This is a genomic window from Lysinibacillus sp. JNUCC 51 (assembly GCF_015999525.1).
In the GTDB taxonomy this organism is placed as follows: Bacteria; Bacillota; Bacilli; order Bacillales_A; family Planococcaceae; genus Lysinibacillus; species Lysinibacillus xylanilyticus.
Genome location: NZ_CP065545.1, coordinates 4,012,565 through 4,035,523, shown reverse-complemented (window position 1 = coordinate 4,035,523; position 22,959 = coordinate 4,012,565). Strand labels below are relative to the sequence as shown.

The 22,959-nt window shown below is 35.6% G+C and carries 20 protein-coding genes and 1 pseudogene; 7 read left to right on the top strand and 14 right to left on the bottom strand.

The annotated features are described in order from the left end of the window. Positions 1-78: 78 nt before the first annotated feature. The 4 genes from dnaK to hemW form a co-directional block, all read right to left on the bottom strand. Entirely contained in the window at positions 79-1,917 is a 1,839-nt protein-coding gene (dnaK, locus tag JNUCC51_RS19410) for a molecular chaperone DnaK (protein WP_337989350.1), read from the bottom strand. A gap of 73 nt (positions 1,918-1,990) precedes the next feature. Then, on the bottom strand, positions 1,991-2,566 hold the full coding sequence (gene grpE, locus JNUCC51_RS19405; protein WP_337989349.1) for a nucleotide exchange factor GrpE: 576 nt from the start codon (positions 2,564-2,566) through the stop codon (positions 1,991-1,993). Between the two features lie 17 nt (positions 2,567-2,583). Beyond that, positions 2,584-3,612, bottom strand: a complete 1,029-nt coding sequence (hrcA, locus tag JNUCC51_RS19400; protein ID WP_337989348.1) for a heat-inducible transcriptional repressor HrcA — start codon at positions 3,610-3,612, stop codon at positions 2,584-2,586. A gap of 89 nt (positions 3,613-3,701) precedes the next feature. Then, a complete protein-coding gene (gene hemW, locus JNUCC51_RS19395; RefSeq protein ID WP_337989347.1) occupies positions 3,702-4,847 on the bottom strand; it encodes a radical SAM family heme chaperone HemW in 1,146 nt (381 codons plus the stop codon). A gap of 322 nt (positions 4,848-5,169) precedes the next feature. Here hemW and JNUCC51_RS24850 point away from each other — a divergent pair, with 322 nt between their 5' ends. After that, positions 5,170-5,280: a helix-turn-helix domain-containing protein gene (locus JNUCC51_RS24850; RefSeq protein WP_443137011.1), complete on the top strand. Its 111-nt coding sequence runs from the start codon at positions 5,170-5,172 to the stop codon at positions 5,278-5,280. 67 nt (positions 5,281-5,347) lie between these two features. On the opposite strand, the gene chrA is transcribed toward JNUCC51_RS24850, so the two are convergent. The 3 genes from chrA to JNUCC51_RS19380 form a co-directional block, all read right to left on the bottom strand. Then, a complete protein-coding gene (chrA, locus tag JNUCC51_RS19390; protein ID WP_337989346.1) occupies positions 5,348-6,508 on the bottom strand; it encodes a chromate efflux transporter in 1,161 nt (386 codons plus the stop codon). Positions 6,509-6,617: 109 nt separating this feature from the next. Continuing rightward, the gene (locus JNUCC51_RS19385) at positions 6,618-7,460 is read right to left on the bottom strand and encodes a DUF4179 domain-containing protein (RefSeq protein WP_337989345.1); all 843 of its coding nucleotides are present in this window, start codon (positions 7,458-7,460) and stop codon (positions 6,618-6,620) included. Between the two features lie 395 nt (positions 7,461-7,855). Next, on the bottom strand, positions 7,856-9,046 hold the full coding sequence (locus JNUCC51_RS19380) for a DHH family phosphoesterase (RefSeq protein WP_337989344.1): 1,191 nt from the start codon (positions 9,044-9,046) through the stop codon (positions 7,856-7,858). Between the two features lie 715 nt (positions 9,047-9,761). Between JNUCC51_RS19380 and JNUCC51_RS19375 the strand changes: the two genes are divergently transcribed. Both JNUCC51_RS19375 and JNUCC51_RS19370 read left to right on the top strand, forming a co-directional pair. Continuing rightward, entirely contained in the window at positions 9,762-11,411 is a 1,650-nt protein-coding gene (locus JNUCC51_RS19375; RefSeq protein WP_337989343.1) for a pyridoxal phosphate-dependent decarboxylase family protein, read from the top strand. Continuing rightward, on the top strand, positions 11,389-13,086 hold the full coding sequence (locus JNUCC51_RS19370; protein ID WP_337989342.1) for a methyl-accepting chemotaxis protein: 1,698 nt from the start codon (positions 11,389-11,391) through the stop codon (positions 13,084-13,086). The genes JNUCC51_RS19375 and JNUCC51_RS19370 overlap by 23 nt, the downstream gene beginning before the upstream one ends. A gap of 82 nt (positions 13,087-13,168) precedes the next feature. Here JNUCC51_RS19370 and JNUCC51_RS19365 read toward each other — a convergent pair whose 3' ends face one another. The 5 genes from JNUCC51_RS19365 to JNUCC51_RS19345 all read right to left on the bottom strand — a co-directional run bounded on the left by JNUCC51_RS19365 (position 13,169) and on the right by JNUCC51_RS19345 (position 17,117). Continuing rightward, positions 13,169-14,116: an SDR family NAD(P)-dependent oxidoreductase gene (locus JNUCC51_RS19365; RefSeq protein WP_337989341.1), complete on the bottom strand. Its 948-nt coding sequence runs from the start codon at positions 14,114-14,116 to the stop codon at positions 13,169-13,171. Between the two features lie 74 nt (positions 14,117-14,190). Beyond that, positions 14,191-14,769 (bottom strand): TetR/AcrR family transcriptional regulator, encoded by a 579-nt coding sequence (locus JNUCC51_RS19360; protein ID WP_337989340.1) that lies wholly within the window; start codon positions 14,767-14,769, stop codon positions 14,191-14,193. A gap of 444 nt (positions 14,770-15,213) precedes the next feature. Continuing rightward, positions 15,214-15,639: a GatB/YqeY domain-containing protein gene (locus tag JNUCC51_RS19355; RefSeq protein ID WP_337989339.1), complete on the bottom strand. Its 426-nt coding sequence runs from the start codon at positions 15,637-15,639 to the stop codon at positions 15,214-15,216. A gap of 67 nt (positions 15,640-15,706) precedes the next feature. Continuing rightward, entirely contained in the window at positions 15,707-16,075 is a 369-nt protein-coding gene (locus JNUCC51_RS19350) for a hypothetical protein (RefSeq protein ID WP_337989338.1), read from the bottom strand. Positions 16,076-16,358: 283 nt separating this feature from the next. Continuing rightward, positions 16,359-17,117, bottom strand: a complete 759-nt coding sequence (locus JNUCC51_RS19345; RefSeq protein WP_337989337.1) for a formate/nitrite transporter family protein — start codon at positions 17,115-17,117, stop codon at positions 16,359-16,361. 450 nt (positions 17,118-17,567) lie between these two features. Here JNUCC51_RS19345 and JNUCC51_RS19340 point away from each other — a divergent pair, with 450 nt between their 5' ends. Next, positions 17,568-18,563 (top strand): PLP-dependent cysteine synthase family protein, encoded by a 996-nt coding sequence (locus tag JNUCC51_RS19340; RefSeq protein ID WP_337989336.1) that lies wholly within the window; start codon positions 17,568-17,570, stop codon positions 18,561-18,563. Between the two features lie 56 nt (positions 18,564-18,619). Here JNUCC51_RS19340 and JNUCC51_RS19335 read toward each other — a convergent pair whose 3' ends face one another. Beyond that, positions 18,620-19,612 carry a zinc-dependent alcohol dehydrogenase family protein gene (locus JNUCC51_RS19335; protein ID WP_337992263.1) on the bottom strand — a complete coding sequence of 331 codons (993 nt, stop codon included), beginning with the start codon at positions 19,610-19,612 and terminating at the stop codon, positions 18,620-18,622. Positions 19,613-19,963: 351 nt separating this feature from the next. Then, positions 19,964-20,092 (bottom strand): YoaP domain-containing protein, encoded by a 129-nt coding sequence (locus tag JNUCC51_RS19330; protein WP_337992262.1) that lies wholly within the window; start codon positions 20,090-20,092, stop codon positions 19,964-19,966. Between the two features lie 891 nt (positions 20,093-20,983). On the opposite strand from JNUCC51_RS19330, the gene JNUCC51_RS19325 reads away from it, so the two are divergent. The 3 genes and pseudogenes from JNUCC51_RS19325 to JNUCC51_RS19315 all read left to right on the top strand — a co-directional run bounded on the left by JNUCC51_RS19325 (position 20,984) and on the right by JNUCC51_RS19315 (position 22,930). Next, positions 20,984-21,853: a cation diffusion facilitator family transporter gene (locus JNUCC51_RS19325; protein WP_337989335.1), complete on the top strand. Its 870-nt coding sequence runs from the start codon at positions 20,984-20,986 to the stop codon at positions 21,851-21,853. 122 nt (positions 21,854-21,975) lie between these two features. Next, a pseudogene (locus JNUCC51_RS19320) lies at positions 21,976-22,487 on the top strand (GNAT family N-acetyltransferase). Positions 22,488-22,504: 17 nt separating this feature from the next. Then, positions 22,505-22,930 (top strand): GNAT family N-acetyltransferase, encoded by a 426-nt coding sequence (locus tag JNUCC51_RS19315; RefSeq protein ID WP_337989334.1) that lies wholly within the window; start codon positions 22,505-22,507, stop codon positions 22,928-22,930. The last annotated feature ends 29 nt before the right edge of the window (positions 22,931-22,959 follow it).

The following is a 22,959-nucleotide window of genomic DNA, read 5'->3' as shown; positions in this document are numbered from 1 at the left end:
GGTTATACCTAATAATACAGAGAAAAGCCAAAGCCGCAAGCGGTCTTTGGCTTCTTCACTTAACTGTGTTACTTACTATTATTTATCGTCTTTTACTTCTTCAAAGTCAGCGTCAACGATATCGTCTTTTTTACCAGCGCCAGCATCTGCACCTGCATCGCCACCTTGAGCTGCTTGAGCAGCTGCTGCAGCTTGTTCATATACTTTCATAACTAATGGCTGTAATACGCCTTCTAGTTTTTCTTTAGCAGATTTAATGCCTTCTAATTCGCCAGCTTCAAGAGCTTTTTTCAGTTCATCACGAGCATCTTCTACAGATTTTTTCTCGTCTTCTGTAATTTGTTCGCCTAAGTCAGCAATTGTTTTATCAACTTGGAACACTAATTGGTCAGCTTCGTTGCGAAGATCTGCTTCCTCTTTACGTTTAGTATCAGCCTCAGCATTTGCCTCAGCATCTTTTACCATACGTTCAATTTCTTCCTCAGATAAACCTGAATCAGATTGGATAACAATTGTTTGTTCTTTGTTTGTACCAAGGTCTTTTGCTTTAACAGATACGATACCATTTTTATCAATATCGAATGTTACTTCGATTTGTGGTACACCACGTGGTGCTGGTGGGATATCCGATAATTGGAAGCGGCCTAATGTTTTGTTGTCTGCTGCCATTGAACGTTCACCTTGTAGTACGTGAATATCTACTGCTGGTTGGTTGTCAGCTGCAGTTGAGAACACTTGTGATTTAGATGTTGGGATCGTAGTGTTACGGTCAATTAATTTTGTGAATACGCCACCCATAGTTTCGATACCTAAAGAAAGTGGAGTTACGTCAAGTAAAACTACGTCTTTTACATCACCAGTTAATACGCCACCTTGAACAGCAGCACCCATCGCTACAACTTCGTCAGGGTTTACACCGCGGTGTGGCTCTTTATTAGTTTCTTTACGTACAGCTTCTTGTACAGCTGGAATTCGAGTAGAACCACCAACTAAGATTACTTGGTCAATTTCAGAAGTTGAAAGACCTGCATCAGATAATGCTTGACGTACTGGACCTACTGTACGATTTACTAATGGTAATGTAATTTCGTCAAATTTTGCACGAGTTAAAGAAATTTCTAAGTGTAATGGACCCGCTTCACCAGCAGTGATGAATGGTAAAGAAATTTGAGTAGATGTTACACCTGATAAGTCTTTTTTCGCTTTTTCAGCTGCATCTTTTAGACGTTGCATAGCCATTTTGTCTTTAGAAAGGTCAATGCCGTTTTCTTTTTTGAATTCTGCTACAAGGTACTCGATGATAGCGTCATCGAAATCGTCCCCACCTAGTTTGTTATCACCAGCTGTTGCTAATACTTCAAATACACCGTCACCTAATTCAAGAATTGATACGTCAAATGTACCGCCACCAAGGTCAAATACTAATACTTTTTGATCTGTATCTTGTTTATCTAAACCATAAGCAAGTGCAGCTGCTGTTGGTTCGTTGATAATACGCTCTACTTCTAATCCTGCGATTTTACCAGCATCTTTAGTAGCTTGACGTTGAGCGTCGTTGAAGTAAGCAGGTACAGTAATAACTGCTTTTGTTACTTTTTCACCTAAGTAGTCTTCAGCATAACCTTTTAAGTATTGAAGAATCATTGCAGAAACTTCTTGTGGAGTATATTCTTTATCTTCTACTTTAACTTTTTCAGATGTACCCATTTTAGATTTAATAGAAATAATTGTGTTAGGGTTTGTTACTGATTGACGTTTTGCTACTTCACCAACTTGACGTTCGCCATTTTTAAACGCAACAACAGATGGTGTTGTACGGTTTCCTTCTGGATTTGGAATTACTTTTGGTTCTCCACCTTCAAGTACAGAGACACAAGAGTTTGTTGTTCCTAAGTCAATACCGATAATTTTGCTCATAAATATTTCCTCCTATTATTTAAACGCAAATAATGCGTTTCTAACTAATGTAATTAACTAAATAGTACTAAGTCTATTCGTTCACAGATACCATTGTTGGGCGCAATACGCGATCCTTTAACATATAGCCTTTTTGAAGCTCGCGTAAGACAACACCCGTCTCTTTTTCACTATCTTGCTCTTGCATGACAGCTTGGTGAACATTCGGATCAAATTGCTCACCTTCAGCTTTAATAACCTGTAAGCCTTCCTTCTCAGTAGCTTCTATCAGTGAACGGTACACCATTTCAATACCTTTTACGATAGAAGCAGTTTCTTCTGAAGACGCTTCAACTTGTAAGGCACGCTCAAAATTATCGATTACTGGCAGTAAATCAGACAGCAAGCTCTGAGAGCGAAACTTTTCAGCAGCCTCACGATCAAGTTGATTGCGACGGCGCATATTATCGAAGTCAGCGCGTAAGCGTAGATGACGACTTTCCTCGTCGTCTAACTTAGCTTGTAACTCAGCTAACTTTGCTTCGTACTGTTCTTCGATTGTTAATTCAGTCTTTTGTTCTTCTACTACTTCTGTTTCTTCTACTACATTTTCAGCTTGTACGTCCTTTTCTTCTTGTACAAGGTCTTTGTTTTCAGTTGTTTCCGTCACTTGAATCCTCCTCATTATCAATCACTACGATTCTTCGTAAAGGCTTGTGTTAAATCCATGCGCATTACGTCTAGTAAAGCAACAACACGCTTATAATCCATTCGTGTAGGACCAATAATTGCTATAGCTCCTTGTTGATCTTCACCAATAGAATAAGTGGTCGTAATGACACTACAGTTTTCCATTTCTAGTTGTTTATTTTCCGAACCAATACGAATTTGAATGCCCGATTCATTAGGATGAAAGAGCGACTGCACTTGGCTAGTCGTTTCCATTAAGTCCAAAATCATACGGACTTTATTTAAATCATGGAATTCCGGTTGGTTGAACATATTTGTTTTACCACCATAGAAAATTTTACTTTCTGAATTATGCATCGTTGCTGTCACGAGAGCGTGAATAAAATCATCCGCTGATCGAACATGCTGTTGTAATACTGTTAGCACTTCAGCTTCGAGTTTTTTATGAATATCCTCTAATGACACACCAACTAGACGCTCATTTAAGATATTAACCATTTTCTCTAAATCAGAAGCGGTAAAATTAGGAGGTAGACTAAACATGCGATTTTCAACATGCCCGTTATTGGTTACGATTATCGCTACAGCTGAATCACTCGAGAGTGGCACAATTGAAAATCGTTTTACTCGATGTCTTTGGACATCTGGTCCTAAAAGAATCGATGTATACGATGTCAGCTCTGATAAAATATTGGCTGACTTTCGGATAATATGCTCTACTTCTACTAAGCGATCGTTAAAAATTGATTGGATTTGTCGAATATCCTGCGAATTAATGCCTTGTGGGTTCAACAAATGATCTACATAAAATCTATAACCCTTTTCCGAGGGCACTCGACCAGAGGAAGTGTGCGTTTTTTCTAAGAAGCCTAATTCCTCTAAATCTGCCATTTCATTTCGAATTGTAGCTGGACTAAATGTAATCTCTTGCTTTTTGGAGATTTGGCGAGAACCTACCGGCTGTGCAAACATAATAAAGTCGTCTACAATAGCTTGCAATATTTGTAATTGCCGATTTGTTAGCATGATCATCACCTCTGTTAGCACTCAACTAAGAGGAGTGCTAATACTATTATTAAGTTATCAAATCCTACATTTTATGTCAACGATATCGCTCAATCTTCTAGTAAAAATTGTTGAAATACTTCATTACCTACAAAGCGACCTTTTCGCGTAAGACGAATTCCTATAGGATCATGTTCCAAAAGACCTTCTGATACTAACTTTTCTATGACATGTGGATAATCCCTATGCATTGAGTCTTTAAATTTTTCTTCATATATAATGTGTGTAATTCCTTCTGTTTTACGCAAACCTAAAAACATTTGCTCTTCGCGTTTTTCATTCTCAGTTACAATATGTTCATATACAATTGGTAGTTCCCCTGCATTTACTGAATCCATATACTTTTTCAATGGGCCATGATTTGAATAACGCACACCAGCTAAATACCCATGAGCACCAGCACCAAAGCCTGCATATTCATCGTTTTCCCAGTATATTTTATTATGATTAGAACTGAAGCCAGATTGAGCAAAGTTGCTAATTTCGTATTGTTGAAGTCCATGCGCCTCCATCTGGTTCATTAGCACATCATACATATCCGCTTCAAGATCTTCAGTTGGTAAATGGAGCTTACCTTTTGTGTATTGATTGTAAAAAATAGTTTTTGGCTCCACTATTAGTGAATATGCAGAATAATGTGGTATATCAAGAGCGAACGCTTTTTCTAAGGTGTCCTTCCATTGTGCCATCGTCTGACCCGGCAAACCGTACATTAAATCCAAACTAATATTTCTGAAGCCTACCTTTTTCGCCAAAGTAACTGTTTCATAAACATGTTTGTTGCTATGAGTACGACCAATTTTCTTTAACAGCTCTTGATCAAAGGATTGAACACCCATACTTAAGCGATTTACACCACCATCAAATAATGCATGTAATTTTGCTTCTGATAGCTCGTCCGGATTTGCCTCTGATGTAAATTCTGTCACACTGTCCATTGGAATATACGTACGAATAAGCTCAAGAAGTCTTGCTAATTGTTGAGGAGATAATGCTGTTGGTGTACCACCACCAAGAAATATCGTTTCGATTTGCTTAAAACTTCCGGGATATTTTTTTGTAGCAAGCTCCATCTCCTTGCCAAGCATTTCTATATATTCATCCACTGGTTGGTTTTTAAAATAAAATTTATTGAAATCGCAATAGTTGCAAATTTGATGACAAAAAGGAATATGAATGTAAACACCTCGTGCCATAGCTATCCCTTCTTTCTCGTTAGTCTTTTTCCATTTCCTCATTATAAACAATCAAGGCAGGGAACGCCATGAATCCAACTAGTAAAATAACTAAATCAAAACAATATAGTATTAGCAATATTCCATAAATTATGTACTAGCACATTCCACTCTAAGAGGATACTTTCCGTGGGTGTGGCCCTGGACTCCTCGCCGCTCATACTTTGCTCTTGTGTAGTCACAGTTCTCACGCTATTTCAGCAGGGATCATCTTTTGCCCTTCGACGAAAGCAAAGTTACTGGGCGGGCTCTAGCCTCCTCCTACTTCATATACAAGGTTTTAATGCTGTGTGGAGGAAATATTTCAGCCGCTGCTAAACAATTAAATATTTCTCGCCAATCTCTGCAGTATCATATGAAGAAACTAGCCATTCAAAAAGAAGAGTTTATCTAAGTATTCAATTCATTTCACAAAAAAAATCAAAACCAAAGCAATAATGGTTTTGATTTTTTATTTGTCCTTAATAACATACAATTCCTACACAAACGCCAATTAGTACAAGCAAATAAGGTTGAACTTTCCAACGTATCAAGCACCATAAAAAAACTGCCCCAATTACTATGTCTAGACCATTTTGAATTGTCTGTGTAACAATCGGATGAATAAAAGCTGCAGCTAATATTCCTACAACTGCTGCATTTGCACCAGCCATCGCCCCTCTTAATCCAGCGAATCGATTAAGAGCTAGCCAAAAAGGCATTGCCCCTACTACTAGCAAAAATGCCGGTAAAAAAATGGCTATCGTAGCGATAATGGCTCCAGGTACTCCAGCAATGACCATACCTATGTAGGAAGCAAACGTAAATAATGGACCAGGGACTGCCTGCGTCATTCCGTAACCTGCTAAAAATTCTGAAGAACTCATTAATCCACTTTGGACAAACTGTGCCTCTAATAAAGGCAATACGACATGACCTCCACCAAACACTAAAGCGCCTGATAGATAAAACTTTTCAACGATCGAAAACCACTCATTTTGAATTAGCGAGCTAACAATTGGTAAGCCAACAAGAAGTATCATAAACAGCGTTAAAAAACATATACCCGTCTTTTTTGAAATAGGTACAACTGTTTCTTTCGGGTCATCTCTTTGATTAATTTTCTTTAAAAAATAATAGCCTATAAAAGAAGCAACAATAATAGTAGTTACTTGGGCAAGTGGATGAACCCATAAAAGCACTACTACAAGTGCCAACAAAGCGATTAAAAAATGGCGAATACTAGGAATTAATTTTTTCGACATTTCAAAAATTGCTTGTGCAACAATCGCAACAGCCACTAGTTTCAAGCCATGAATCCAACCCATATCAATCCCTGTATGTGCTGAAAAATACGCAAATGCCATTAGCAGCAAAACAGATGGGAATGTAAAACCAAGAAACGACACAATACTCCCGAATAGACCACCTCTTAATAAGCCAATACCCATCCCTACCTGGCTCGATGCTGGACCAGGTAAAAATTGACTGAGTGCAACAAGCTGACTGAAGTCATTATCAGATAACCATTTACGCTTCTGAACATATTCATTTTGAAAATACCCTAAATGTGCAGTGGGACCTCCAAAGGATGTACAACCTAATTTAAGCGAAACTAAAAAAATTCCCCATAACCTTCGCAATATCTTCAACTACTTTCCATGTCATCTATATTCATAGTACAAGGAGCAATGATCCTTTTGGTTTAAGATATTGTAAAGTTTAAAAAAGCTACTGTAACAGGTTTCGTTCTTAATCTCCAATTTTGATAGCAGAACCAAGCTCACTTCCATTTGCAGCTATCGGAATTAGTTCATAGCTCTTCCCCGTTAAATATAATGCATCGATGCGGACACCCCACTTCGTATACTCTTCATTTAAGGGATATGCTACTGTAAATGGCCAAGATTCCCCTGTTGCTGATTGGATTTTAAAATGTAATGCTTTATTTAATAAACTATTCTCGGAACGAAAGTATATCGTTGTTGATATCGGTGTAGAAACAACCTTCTCTATTGTTATTTCTTGCCCATCTAACAGACTTACTTTTTTCTCAACTGGGAAGACCTTTTTATCTTCTTGTAGGCGCTCTTGTGAAGCCTCAACTTGAAACTCCCACGGCTCGTCAATCTTTTTTTCCCCGTTCCAGTCGTTATAACGAATATCTAAGTTTAATATTTTATCCTCTGGAAGTTCACTTAATTTCACACTACTATAGATTGTATAGGATTTATCAGATTGCTGGATTGTCTGTCCTCCATTTCTAACCGTGAATTCTTTTCCATTCACAAAAACCTGTGGAAAGAAAAAGACTTGGTGGTCGAAATTCAAGTCTTTTACTGGCTTAAAGGTAGCATTCAATAGTATTTGATTATCGTCAATTATTATTTCATTTAACGTTAAACGTCCAAGCCCATTTTCAGTAGTTATATCGACAACTGTTTTGTAGTCTTCAAAATTCAAATCCTCCTTTAATAAAAAATAATAAACAATTACACAAGTAACTATCAATAAAAGCAATACTACAATAAACCATGTTTTCTGCCATCGATTTTCCTTAGGTTGACTCTCGTCAAAAAGCATATCATTGGACATCATGTACACCTCATTTTAAGAAAATATATCTAGACAAATGCTTTTTATTTATTGTAGTTTTTAGTTGAACATTATATAACCTCTAACGATGTCAAGGTTTGGCTGATTTCACTATGTATCTAAAGGAATAATTAATATTCCTTTATTTTATGGCTCTTCTGCAAAATGAGAGGGTTTCTGTTCTGAAAGTGCGCTTTCCTGTGGGCGTCGGGGTAGCAGGTTGTTTTTTTGAGCGAAAGCGTAACAGCAACAACTATGGTAGTGAAGAAAGCGGCTCGACATATGCCCTTAGTAAATCTGAAACTGAATTTACCCTTTATTTATAACACCACAACATTCACAAAATCCCCCAGACTGTTTAGTTTCTCTACACTCTGAGAGATAATCATATCCCCTTACTCTCGATGACGAACCTTTTTGGCCTCTTCCATTAAATAGTCTACAAATAACTCATCTTTAACTAACCATGCTTGATAATTTCTTTTTAAAAACCATTCCGCTTCATAAAAACTTGTAAAGATTTGATCTAATGGAAGTTTATTTTTTTCAATTACCCAATCAAAATCACTTTTTGAATATAGGAGGAAAATTTCTCCCTTAAGGTTTTTATACATTGTCCCAAAAGAAGAAAACCTTAAATTATAGCGATTTCGTTTCGCATCCTCTGGTAATGGGTCTATATGAAATGTTTGAACCACATACTGCTCATACGCTTCATCTGTTAAAGAGCAACCAGCTGCTTTTTGATGCCCTCCCCCTCCGAATTCTGCTGCAATTGCCGATACATCTATGTGATCATGAATCGTACGGAAGGAAATTCTTTTGCCACCCATATTTAATATAGCTATAAGATCAAGGTGAACATTTTCTTTTCCTAATTCATTACCAAGCTCTGAATGATAAGATTCTGCATAAACCACACCTGTAAAGTATTCCCCTATCGCTGTTTGCACTAGCTCCCTTTTTTTCCGGCGGATATACCGTTCTATTTTCTCTTCTTCCATAGTCAAAATTTTCTTTTCAAATTCATCAAAGTAAAAATGTTCGCTTGTTTTTAAACGTTCAAGCATTTTTTCTTCAAATTCCTCGATTGATACTAAAAAAAATAGAGCATTTAGTCGACGTGCTTGTTGATTATCATTCTTTTCCCATTCCCACGTATCGTACTGTCTCACTAACTCTACAAATTCTGTGACGGCATTCGTTTGTTCTAAAAATCCATGCGTCACAAGATACTGATAAAACAAAGACGTTGCTGATGTTAAATAGCCATTTTCATCTTCTGTTAATACTTTACCCCATTCATATTCGTTCAAATAAAAAGCCGTTTTATGATGATCAAGCAGTTGAACATTGCCAGTTGCTATATAATAATCATTTAATCTCTTTTCATTTTCTTCGTTTGGAGATAAGTCGGTAATAAATAAAAATGTGTCTCGTTCGTTATTTTCTAAAAAATACTCAATTTCGCGATCTAGCGACGAGATTGAATTGTACTTTACCTTCACCTGTTCTTGAAAAGCTAGCTTGGCTAATATCCCGCAACCTATACCATCTAAATCATTATGCGATAGCAATTTATACATTTTTTTCACCTCCCTATTAGTATGGTTTATCTTTGAAAAAATTATCGGTATCGTAGGGTGCTACAAAAAATTGTCAAACAGATCACCAAATTGGAAATCATTCTTATTTACATAAGTGAATGGTGTTTCATGGCACTTCTTTTTCAAAAAAAGAAATCAAAATAACCGATATGCTATTAGAAATATTAGCTATACAGAAACTCCACCCGTCCGACCGCAATTTGCCAAAAACAAATTGGTTTACCTTATTATTTAAGTAAAAATAAATCGAGATTCGATTACATAGGACTGGGAGCCTATTCTTATTACTTAACAGTCAATATTAAATATTATCTTATAGTGGATTAATATTTATATATTTCTCTCCTTAATAGTCATAAATATTCACTGTACTTAAAGAATTTAAAATTATTTTAGACATGGTATTTATAATAAAAAGACTTATCTCTTCATAGCACTTCCCCATCATTAGCTTTGCAACACCTTATTTAAAAAAAGTAATAAAAACCCTTTAAATTCAACATTTACAAACAAGACTCATATCCCTCATATTTCCATTTCGTTCTAATCAGATTATTTAGAAATGACTGAAATTAATTATCCTATAAAATATAAATTCATTTTTTGTTATAATATGTTATTATAATTTTAGTAAAACGACCTATTTTTACTAAATGCAAAATAGAGGAAAAATGAACTAAAAAGGATGATGAAAATGAAAAAAATCCAACAATTATTCCAAAGTGAAGATGGAAATATCGAACAAAGAGAGAATTTTTTATCCTTATTGGAGAAAATTGTTTCATCATTAGATGAGTTGAAAAATCCAAAAACAACAACTCTAGGACCAATGAAAGAGCGCTCTGATAATTTCTATAAAGAGTTAATGCAAGAAAATCAAGTACCAACTACAGGTGTCGGACTTGATCAGGTTGTGAATGATCTAACACAATTAATGCAAGGACATCCTTACCATACACGCAACTTTGTAACAAACGTTTTGCCAATGGCTAGCATTCCAGGCATATTAGGCCAATTTACTAATGCTCTGCTTAACGGTAACAATCTATGGGATGTATACGGACCTGCTGCCGCAGAATGTGAGGTAAAGGTAGTTGCAATGATGTCGAAGTTAGTTGGCTACGACTATACTCAAAGCTTTGGTTACACAACTTGGGGTGGACAAGGGGCAGTCTTCAGTGGGCTTCGTCTTGCGATTGCTAAACAATTCCCAAATGCAAAAGAAGATGGTGTACCAAATAATTTATATTGCTTCGCTTCAGAAAATGCTCATTACAGCTTATTAAAATCAATTGAAGCAGTCGGCATCGGTAGCAAGCATTTAATTCGTATTAAAGCTGGAAAAGACCATTCAATGGATATCGAAGACTTACGTATGCGTATGACTGAGGTTATCGAAAATGGTGGTATTCCAGTGTATGTAGTTGCTACAACAGGCGCAACTGATCAATTTGCCATTGATGATGTACAAGCAATCAAAAAAGTTACAACTGACCTTGAACAAAAACATTCCTTAAAGCCTATACATATTCACGCTGATTCAGCTTTAGGTGGTTTTTACGCATTCTTCAACGATTATGATTTTAAGGCAAATCCACTTCAATTAGAGGCTAATGTTTTACAAGCACTAGAACAAATTAAAGAACGTATGCAATACCTACCTATTGCAGATAGCCTTTGCTTCGACTTCCAAAAGCTTGGTCAAACACCATATTTAACAAGTTTATTCTTAATAAAAGAAGGAAAACATCTACAATTATTAGATATTGAAGACTTCGACACACCATATGTTGGCAATCGAGGCTATGGTTCTTATCATACAGGCTATACATTAGAGTGCTCTCGTATGGGTAGTTCAATTGCTATTTATGCTGCGTTACAGGCGTTTGGTAAAGAAGGCTACCAACAAATATTAGCTAATTATGTGCGTGTAAACTTAGCGTTCCGTACGCAGTTAGCAGAGAAAACTCCAATGTTACAAGTAGTCAATGAGTCTAATATTGGACCAGTCACAGCCTTTCGTTTGTATCCTGAAGGCTTTAATTGGAAATCTGAACAGTCAGGTAGCTATACACAAGATCAGATTGAATATATTAATGGCCTTAACGCTTCATTATTTGAAATTATAGGAGAAGGTCGCGACGAAGTATTTTTCGGTGATACAACACGTGTTTGCACTGTCAACACTAGCGATACAAAACAACAAATTCCAGTCGCTGCTGCAAAATTCTTTTCAATTTCTCCTTATACAGAGACAGAACATATTAGTGATATGATTCAATTCTTACAACAAAAGGTAAAAGTATTGGAGGATGTTAAAGTTGAGTATAGTCAACAAATTTAAAAGCTCTTTACTCTATAAATATATTGCTAGTTTTACTATTCCAATTGCTATTATTTCGGTAATATTTAGTGGCGTATTATTTATTTTATCTTATCAAATTATCAATAATTTCGTTATTACACAATTTGAGACATCATTAGATGTTATATCTCAAACAATTTTTGATGATCTAGACGAAAATGACATCAAAGCTGCTGATAACGGCGATAAGGATAAATATGAAGAATTATTAAGTGCATTAAATGAAACAATAAAAGAGTTCGATATTCAAAATGCTTACGTTCTTTCACGTGCAAATGGCAAAGAACATATTGTGGCATTAAGTAAAAAAGATGATTATCAAGAGGCCTATACTTTTAGTAATGATATGAAAGAAGCACTAAAAACTGGAACCGTTCAATCTAGTGATATTTATAAAGATGAGTACGGTATTCATAAATCTATTTTTATACCATTTAAAGGTACTGATATTCTTTTTGGTTTAGATATGGACGCTTCCTTCATTTCTAAACTTCAAACTAAGACTCTTTGGACTTGTATCACTATGACCGTGATGTTTTTGATTTTCGGTGTTATTGTGGCGTATTTCATTAGTAAAGGCATTATCAAACCAATTAAAAATATGACGAACTATGTTGGTAAGGTAGCACAAGGTGACTTAGCTGTTGAACCACTTCAAATAAAGGGTTCAAATGAAATTGCACAGCTTTCAGAAGGTATTGGAAATATGACAGAAGACTTACGCTCACTTATTCAGCAAATTTCTGAAAATGCTGAGCAAGTAGCTGCTATGTCTGAAGAGTTATCGGCAGGTTCTGAGCAAACTAGTGCATCTATTCAACAAATTACATCTTCAATGCAAGAAGTAGCTTCAGGGTCAGAAAAACAAACTTCATCTATTGAAGAAGTAGAAAGTCATATTACGTCAATCTCCACAAAGATGTCAGAGGTTGTATCCAGTGTGAATGATGTCACTACTAAAGCAATTAATGCATCTTCTATTTCTGAAACAGGTAATACGACTATTCAAAGCGCTACAGAAAAGATGGCTATCACATCTAATGCTATTCAAGATACTTCAGAGGTTGTAAAACGTTTAAGCACTTACTCAAATGAGATTGGCGACATTGTAACTTTAATTAATGAAATTACGGATCAAACAAATTTACTCGCTTTAAATGCATCAATTGAAGCAGCACGTGCTGGTGAGCATGGTAAAGGTTTCGCAGTTGTAGCAGAAGAAGTACGTAAACTTGCTGACCAATCATTAGCAGCAACGAATAGTATTCGAACACGTATTGAAACGATTAAGGAAGAGTCAATGCAAGCTGTAAAATCTATGGAAATTAGTAGTAATAACCTTGCAGAAAGCTCAACTACCTTTAACGAATCAGGTAAAGCCTTTAAAGAAATATATTCGAATATTACCTCACTAACTCAAGAAATGAATTATGTCAATAACATCATTTCAAATATTAATGAAGGGGTTAGCAGCATTGCAATTTCTGTTGAGGAAGTTGGTGTAGTAGCCGTACAATCATCAGGAAACATTCAAAATGTGGCTGCTGCTTCTGAGGAGCAATCCGCTAGTATTGAGGAGATTACTGCGTCTTCAAATAATTTAGCTGAGATGGCACAGCAGCTTCGTAATATCATACAAAAATTTCAGCTATAAGAAAAACTAATAACAAAAATCCGCTATACTTTCTGTAGGTAAGTTTTACCTATAGAAGTCTATGCGGATTTTTTATTAATTTTTAAAAGCTTTTTAGTGCTCTCTCGTTCATCCATGCAATTGTTTCTTCTAGCCCTACTCTATATGAAGTACTTGGTATAGCGCCTATTTCCTTTTCGTATTTTTCCCCACTTAATATGACTGGTTCTTCTGTTAAATAAAACATTTCAACTACTTCTTTCATAGAAGTATTAAATAATCCAATTAGTTGGATCATGCCTTTAGAAACTGTACGAATACTTTTTTTATAGCCTGTAATTTCACGTAAAATTTTTACTAGTTCTTCCCCTGTAATTGGATGAACAGCTGGTACGTTCCAATTCTGATTAAATGTGTCGTCTCGTAAAGCAAGCTCAACCATAGCCTTTGCGCCATCAACTGTATAAAGGAATTCCCTTTTCACCTGCATACTTCCTACAAAATTAGCTTTTTTACCTTGTGCTACATTTTTTAACGTTTCATAGAGTATTGTATTCTCTGCATTTGGTCCGTATAAATCCGGGAAATGTACAATTAACGAGGGTACATTACTGTTTTTTAATTTATTTTCCATCGTTAAACGAATTTTCCCTTTTTTCGTCTGTGGTTCCTTTCTAGCTTGCTCTATGACAGGGTTTTTCGATTGTCTCCCATATGCATAAATATTATCTACAAGTGCAATCTTCGCTCCTCGCCTTTCGGCTATACTAATCAGCATTTCTACACAACCCATATGGAGCTTTTCCCAATCCTGATACGGAAAACTAATAGCATGGAAAATTATATCCACATCTTTTGAAGCTCTCATCAAATCCTGTTCATTAAATGCATCACCCGAAATAATTTCTATATTTTCGTGATGCTGAAAAAGTGCAACTAACTTTTCTTTATTTCTAGCAAATGCCTTCACCTGTATATTGCGACTTACTAGTTCATTTACTAGTGCATATCCCATACCACCAGATGCTCCAATAACTAATGCTGTTTGCAAACTTTATTCCTCCTTTATTAATTAACCACTGGTCAAATAACTATTAAATGAAAGCTCTAGATTTTTAACTAGAGCTACTCTCTGTACGTTAAAGCCTTGATAAGAAATTTTGCATGTACATTCACTGCTTCTTTGGCTTCCTCATAATTTTTCACATAATGCCGATAATGTGCAACAAATCCATGCAGAGCAATGAATGTGGAATGTATTTCTGAAATCGATAGTTCAGTATTTGATAAGGACTGTACAGATTGTGCAAATTTCTCATAACTAAGGTTCGCTGCCTCTTGCGAAAGCCCATCAATTTCGCTATCCCTCATTATAAACATTAATTCATACTGACTTTGATGATTTAAACCAAACGCCATATATCCTACGAAAACATTCAGTAGTTTAGTGCTATGATCTTCTGGACCGTTCATATTTTCATCTAAAATATTATTTAGTTCAGAAAAATAATCACCTAATATAGCATAAAATATTTCTGCTTTATTTTTAAAATGATAGTAGATTGCCCCATGACTACAACCAAGCTCTTTAGCAATACTACGCATCGATACTTGGTGAAAATCCTTCGTGATAAATTGCTTATGAGCCTCATTTATAATCATTTCTTTCGTCAAATCTTTTGTTGACTGCTTACGTGGCGACATATTGCCCTCCTTATTGACCAGTGGTTAACAATAAGTATATAGGTGTTTTCATTTATTGGCAATAGTGACAATATCACGGAACAAAAAATATTGGAACTTAAAAACAACCTCTTACTACTTCAGTGTAGGAGGTTGTTTCTAACGACAATCAATTATGCCTCGGCATAATTGTTGCTGTCGCTTCGCTTTCGCACAGATAAACAATGCGTCCGGAATCGGCTTTGTGCTTAGGCCTGCTGGATGCAGGTCAGTTAGCCGTTATCGCATGGATGCGATGGTTTTAGGCCAACATACATCCTTTAAGCACTCCTTCCCGATTCCGTGACATCCGCCGGAGGCTTTGGGCCAACCAGATGTTGGTCACTCAGTCGTTGCCACAGGACGTGGCGTTCTTAGACTGAGTTCCTCTATTTCAGCGGATGTTTGGGCATCCGCTGAAATAAGTTAAATTAGACCCTTCACAACTTTTGAAATAACAGCGCCTTCAGCTTGACCAGTTAACAAAGGTTTTGCAATTTTCATTGCTTCCCCCATGTTCATCCCTTTTATAACACCAGCTGCCACAAGTTTTTCTGCAATTTCTTCTTCAGTTAATTGCTTAGGTAAAAATGATTTTAAAAGTGCTAATTTCGCTTCCTCTTTTTCAATTAAGTCAGCTCGCCCTGCAGTTTGAGCACCCTCTAAAGCCTGATTTGTTTGTTTGACTTCACGATTTATAATCGCCATTTCCTCTTCAGACGATAAAGCCTCTCCCTTTTCTTTTTCAGCTAAATCTAGGGCAGATTTCAAAAGCGTTAATACACCTTTTGCTAATACATCCTTTTCTTTCATTGCCTTTTTTAATTGTTCAAATACCTCTGTTTTTAACATTGTTTTCACTCCTTCGTGACAATTATTATACCATAAAAAAATACCGTATCCTTAATGGATACGGTAACTATTTCACTTGTTGGAGCATAGATACTTCAGCTTTTGTCGTTAATAAATCTCGTGATAAAATTTCAAATTTTGCATCTACAAGATCAATTTTTCGACTTAGATTTTGTTCAACCTTTTCTAATCTTGATTCCACTGTTTCAATTTTTGCTTCTAATTTTTTTTCAACAGCTTCTATTTTTACTTCTAATCTCTTTTCAACAGCTTCTATTTTCGCTTCTAATCTCTTTTCAACAGCTTCTATTTTCGCTTCTAATCTCTTTTCAACTACTTCTATTTGTTGCTGAAGATCTGATTTCATGTCTTGCATTTGCTTAGAAAGCTCTAAAATTGCTTGAAGTATCGTATGTTGGTTTACTTCTTGTTCCATTTTTAACTTCCTCCGCTCTTTTATATTCATTACATTATCTATAAATTTCACAGCGTTAATAACTTTGATATAAATAAAATAGGTAGAGTTACTTAAGCAACTCTACCTGTCATTCTATCTTTCATTTATTCCAAAGTCAAAATATTAATAGATGAAATCTGTCATGTACTCATCCGTTAATTAAATTGAATGGCTTTAATTCACCTCTTAAATTGCCATGGCACGTAGTATTTTACTTAGCCAAGCAAATGATACTAACTGAAAAACAATATCTAGTTAATTATTAATCTCTTCCACTTACCCAATAGACAAAACCAATAACGGCTCCCCCAATAATATTACCTAGTGTTACAGGTAATAAATTTGAAAAGGCTCCAGCAAACGATACAAGTTCACCATGAGGTACTAAAAGAGCAAGTGAAAACAATGTCATATTTGCTATACAGTGCTCAAATCCAATTGTAACAAAAGGAAAAATACAGCAGAAAATCATCACTAATTTCCCAGCCTCTGTTTTTAATTTATAGGTACACCATACTGCCAAGCATACAAGCAAATTACATAAAATACCTCGACATAAAAGTTCAACGAAACTACCACTCATCTTAGCTGTAGCCAGTTTTTCAATGTAAGCTGCTGTGTCTCCTGCTGCTAGCCCCGAGTAAAAAAATAATGCGGCTGCTAAAAGAGAACCAAAGAAGTTTCCTATGTAACTAAACGTCCAAATGCCCAACATCTCTAATGGTGATGATTTTTTTGTTAGTGTACTAACCGTTAACACTAGATTATCACCGGTAAATAAATTGGCCCCAGCCATCATGACCATACTAAGTGCCACACCAAATGCTAATCCTTGTAAGATCTTCATACTCGGTACTCCAGCTGGACTTAATAAGCCGCCAATAGTAGTGATAAGCAAAATTCCAAATCCGATAAAAAGTCCGCCAAAAATAGCTAACAATAAATAATTAACTGGCCTTTGCTTCATCATGTTAATTTTTGTTTCAGCTGTTATACAAACTGAAGAAATTGTCTCTTTCATACTTTCATCTCCCAAACAACATCAAGCTAAACTAATAACTCTTTTTTTAACACTGATTTCAAGTAGTCATCCAATTCCCACTTTAACCAATTTTTATACAAGGCTTACATTTTAACAGATATTATTCCAAAAAAACGTTAATTAACAAATTTAAAGTAAATTCCTCCACATAAACATATTTTCATGCACTTTAAAGATTACTTTAGTATCTCTTTTAGTTCATTAGGATTAAAAATATAAAGTTATTGAACAGGAATTTCTTTCCAAAAAAGGTGTCGATTTAGGTTTGGGGTTACACGTTTATAGATTTGATTAATTATTTTTTTCTATTGCTACATTTAATCTTTCTATTAGTGATTTTATTGCTTATATGGATTTATATTGATATGATTTCATTAATTCCTACAAAACAAGTATGCTAAGTAGGTTAAATAGAAGGGGTTGATTGGGATGGGTCGAATTGTAACGAATAAGATTAAACAATCTATTACAGAGTTAATCGGTCATACACCACTTTTAGCATTAAATCAGTACGTAAAAGAGCAACAGCTAGAAACTGAAATTATTGTAAAGCTAGAGTATTTTAATCCTGCTAATAGTGTGAAGGACCGCGTTGCTAAAGCGATGATTGAAGATGCTGAAGCTCGTGGTATATTGACAAAAGATAAAACGATAATCGAAACAACAAGTGGCAATACTGGTATTGGTCTAGCAGCAATTGCAGCTGCAAAAGGCTATAAGCTTCGAATTTACATGCAAGATGGTGTGAGTGAAGAGCGTACAAAGGTCGTTAAGGCATATGGAACAGAGGTTGTACCTTTTTCAGATGTCCCAGAAATGATAGCTGCCTTCGAGGAAACGGATGGTGACTTTGTTGAAACGATTAAAGTATTTCGAGAAACAGTCGTTGAACAAGAAGAAAATGTTGTATTTTTAAATCAACTTGATAATGATGCCAACCCAAATATTCATAAGTTAACAACAGGTCCAGAAGTATGGGAGGATACAGACGGACAAATTGATATTTTCGTAGCGGCAATTGGCACAGGTGGTACGATAAGTGGTGCTGGTGCATACTTAAAATCTAAAAATCCAAATATCCAAATCATCGGTGTAGAGCCTGCTGTGAATTCCATTGCAACAGTCGAAAATCCAGATATTATTGAAATCACAGGTGTTCACCGTTTCTCCGATGCAGACGAGGCTCGTGTGCCATCAAATGTTCATTTAGAAATAATTGATGAGGTACTCGAGGTGGAAACTGCACAAGCTTATGAGGCTGCACGCGCTGTTGCGAAATCAGATGGTCTATTAGTAGGTACATCATCAGGGGCCGCTTTATTTGCCGCCACAGCCCTTGCCAAACGCCCAGAGAACAAAGGGAAACGGATTGTCGTTATCCTACCCGATACTGGTCTACGATATTTATCAACAGATTTATTTTAGAAACAAGAAACGCTCTATAAAAAACGAAGGGTAAAATAAATTACCCTTCGTTCGAATTAATAACTTGTTAAAAAAATCTTTCCTTTAGTGGATTTAGACGATTCGACAGCCATGATCGCATTCTTAATGTCTAACAAATCATAATGTGAATGCACTGCCATCATTTTTAACTTACCACTATTAACCAGATTGATTAAGTGATGAAATGTACTTTGCCATCTTTCTACCGAGACTTGCTTGTTCCAATGACGTAAATGGAACATATTTGCCTTTACATTTGCCTCTTTAACGATTCTTTGCCAATTCACTTGCACACCTGATAAAAGACCAATAGCTAAAAAATCCCCTCCAGATTTCAGACAGAAAGCAAGTTCATTACCTGCTGTACCCCCTATAGAATCAATAGCAGCATCAGCCCCCCTGCCATTTGTTAACTCCATTATTGTCTCATAGAGCGGTGATACTGAAGTATCTATTACATAGGAAGCGCCAAGCTGAATTAAATCGTCAGTATGTCTATTATTTCTCGTAACCGCTATTAACTGAAAACCTAACAATTTTGCTAGCTGAGCAAAAATGTGTCCAATTGCGGACCCACAAGCATTCACTAGTAAAACATCATTTGGCTTCAATTGTAATATGTCAGTACAAGTAACCCAAGCTGTCATTGGGTTGATATACATTTGCGCTGCGGTAAAATCATCAATGGAATCTAGAATGGGTACTGCAAATTCTGCACTTGTTTTTACAATTTCCTGCCAAGTTCCCTCTCCCCTTAAAGGTAGTACACGCTTGCCGATAAGATTTTGAGAAACATACGGACCTACATCCTCTACAATTCCTACTCCTTCATAGCCAGGAATAGTTGGTAAAGAAATTCGATGAGCGTACTTCCCCCATATTGGTATTAAATCGGAAGGATTGATAGGTCGTGCTAGCATTCGAACAAGAATCTCTTGTTTATGGGGAGATTGAATCGTTTTATTTTCAAACTTCAAAACCTCCCGAGGGCTTCCAAATTCATATAATTTAATGCTTTTTGCTTTCAAAAATGTTACTCCTTTATGATTGATTAATAATATTTTTTCTTCACTAAATAATGTTCTACATACTGTTTGCTGATTTTCAAAATCGATGTTCACCTTCCTTTTATCTTGATTGCTATAGATATTTATCCAATATTTTCATAAAATACAAATAAGCACATTAACTATCACGCAGAAGGAGTGGGATCGTTGAAAGCACAATTGCTGGGCACTGCTCTCGGCTATATGCTGGCATTAATAATTGCATACATCTTTTTCGATTATTTTTCCTGGTCGTTTACTCTAGGTTCATTTATAGGTATTTGTATATTTGCTCTAATTTTAATGATCATAAAAGGTAGATAAATTCTCTATTCATAATGTATTTAATATTTTTTCGAACTTGTTTGCACTCGGTATTTCTTGTGTCATAAAAATACCATTGTAAAACAGTCCAAAGGTAGTCCATATGGTAGGTGCATTCTGTGCTACATCTTCCGTCATTAATTGATATGCATGAAAAGGAATGCCCCTTTTCTCTGCTATTTTTTTCAGATTTTCTATAACAACTACGGCAAACGGACGTTGGGCAGTGAAGTATATCACAATACCACTATTATTAGATAAAGGATTTTTCACCTGTATTTTAAAGGAAGGATCATCAGCACAATCGTTTAAATTTATAGACGATTAGCTGGAAGCCTAGGCATAATTGCGTCCGGAATCGGCTTTGTGCTTAGGCCTGCAAATTTTTTTGTGCGAAAGCGCAGCGGCAGCAACAAATGTTTTTTGTGCGAAAGCGCAGCGGCAGCAACAAATGTTTTTTATGTGAAAACCGTAGCGGCAGCGTCACAGGTCAGTTAGCCGTTATCGCATGGATGAGATATTTTAGGCTAACATCCTCTCAGAACTCCTTTCCATTTCCGTGACATCCGCCGTAGGCTTTAACTTCTATTAGAAAGTGTCTTTTGTACCGAAAGCGTAGCGGCAGGTACAGGTGTTTGGAGCACCACTGAAAAATAACTTAAATCCGCATTCATTTCATCACCTATAGAGGTAAGCAACATCTGTAGCTGACCTTTCACTTTCGCTACTAAAACATCTGTAGCTGACGCTACTAAAACATCTGCTGAAGGAAGTTAAATTAACCTTATCACATCTACACATAATATAGTCATTATTCTTCACTTGCTTTCTAACGGTCTTATCACAAAGGATTTAGCAAGAAACTCAACTCTTTTTTGGTATATGAGTTTTAAAATGGTTAAGTTTTTTCCTTTATACAACTTTTTTTCACACTAGTTATTTACTCGGAGTTAGGAAAAAACGTTGCTATAGACCCACTCAAAGTTTACTTGTTATCATAGGTATATATATATCAGGAGGTGATTTCAGGTGAATTCATCAAAAGTTGCATTTTTATCAGTTTTAAGTAATTCTACTGTTGTCATATTAAAACTTATCGTTGGATTCTTCACTGGATCAGTTGCAATTTTGTCTGAGGCAATCCATTCACTTCTAGACTTACTCGCCTCTTTTATTGCCTTTCTCTCTGTACGAATATCCAGTAAACCAGCTGATAAAGAACACCCTTACGGACATGGGAAGGTTGAAAATATTTCAGGAACAATTGAAACGCTTTTAATTTTTGTTGCTGGGATTTGGATTATTTATGAATGTATTCATAAAATTATCACTCCCACCCCAATCAAACTCCCAGTTCTAGGAATACTGGTCATGTTACTTGGCGCCTTGATTAACTTTGTTGTATCAAGGATTGTTTATAGAACTGCAAAGAATACCAATTCTGTTGCCATGAAATCAAATGCACTGCATCTACTTACAGATGTCTATACATCATTGGGTGTTGCCTTAAGTTTATTGATTGTCCATTTAACTGGTTGGTACATTTTAGATCCAATTATCGGAATAATATTAGCTTGTTATATAATGATTGAAGCTTTCAAACTGATGAAAGAAGCGTTTCCTCCATTATTGGATGCACGATTATCAATGGAAGAAGAAGAACAAATTATTCAAATTATTGAATCATTTAAAGATGAATACATCGAATATCACGATTTTCGAACTAGACGTTCTGGTGCGGAAGAATACATCGATTTCCATTTAGTAGTAGCATCAAATAAAAGCATTGAAACCGTTCATGATTTATGTGATCGTATTGAAGAAAAGATTAATAACCTATTTCATCAAGCCAATATTCTTATTCACTTAGAACCGGAGAATGAAAAAATAAATGAATAATTTGTAAATGACCAGGTCTTTTTTAAAAGAACCTGGTTATTTGTTTAATTGCTAAATACATTTAACTTTTTTATTTTATCATTTACAATAATATTACATTAATTCCAAAAGGAGAATGCTATTTGGAGAGAATTAACATAAGACGTCCTCATCCAACAGATACTGAAAAGTTGCATGAGTTTTTTCTCCTTGTGATTACCGATACTTTTGCAAAAGAAGGTCTTGCAGGGCTACACGATAATCAAAAAGACGAATGGGAAATAAAAAAATTATATTTACAATGGGATTTGGAGAGCCAAGGAGAGAAACGATTTTTCTGGATAGTAATCAATGAGGAGACCGAGGAAATTATTGGTACAATCGAATATGGCGCAGCGAATGAATTAATTCAAAAAACAGTAAAGGAAGATCTAACAGACTTTCCTGAGATAGGGACGGTTTTTGTGCACCCTAATTATCAAAAACGTGGGATTGGATCAATATTACTTCAAAAAATGGTCACTACGCTAGAGAGTAAAAATGTGAGAGGTTTTTGTTTAGATAGTGGCTACAAACAGGCCCAAATTTTTTACTGGAACATTATTGGAGTGAAAATAGCCATCATATGATTTGGAAACGAAATATCCTATTATAAATGAGGAGGAAAAAATTATGCAATACAAAATTTCACAAGAACAAAATGAACGTAAAAAATCTTTGATTAATAATAAACTTTACGAATACAATTTAAAACATTTTTCAAAAGATCTAAGAGGCAGATATCAAGAAATCAACCTCTTCCTTACAGATGAAAATGATCAAATTTGTGGTGGCATATTGGGGGAAATTTGTTGGAATTGGTTAGAGATACATACACTTGTGATTGATGAGGATATTCGTGGACTAGGCTATGGATCTAAATTGTTATTAGAAATTGAACAAATTGCTTTGAATAATAAATGTGATTTCATAAAGGTAGATACTTTAAGTTTTCAGGCTTTAGATTTTTATAAAAATCACGGATATCAAGTATACGGTACATTGGACAACGTTGGAAGGGACCATAAGCACTACTATTTAAAAAAGGATCTTTCATAGGATTTTCCTTGTAACTATTTGAAAAGATC